A 206-nucleotide genomic window follows, 5' to 3' on the forward strand; every position below is an offset into this window, starting at 1 on the left:
TGATACCCGGAGAAGACTCATGAAACTCGTTCAATCGCTGCTCGTCGCCGCACTCGTCGCCGCTCCTGTCGTTTCGTTCGCGCAATCGCAACCGCAACACGCGCTCACTCGCGCTGAAGTTCGCGCGGAGCTGGTTCAATTGCAAAAGGCCGGCTACAACCCCGCCAGCGACAACACGCAATATCCGCAGAACATCGAGGCGGCCG

1 protein-coding gene is annotated in these 206 nt (G+C 60.2%); it reads left to right on the forward strand.

What is annotated here, in order from left to right; all coding sequences use genetic code 11:
* Nucleotides 1-19: 19 nt before the first annotated feature.
* Nucleotides 20-206, forward strand: a 187-nt coding sequence (locus AB4Y34_RS42620) for a DUF4148 domain-containing protein (protein WP_368719388.1), incomplete at its 3' end; no start/stop codon positions are given.

The organism is Paraburkholderia sp. BR10954 (assembly GCF_040965775.1).
In the GTDB taxonomy this organism is placed as follows: domain Bacteria; phylum Pseudomonadota; class Gammaproteobacteria; order Burkholderiales; family Burkholderiaceae; genus Paraburkholderia; species Paraburkholderia youngii.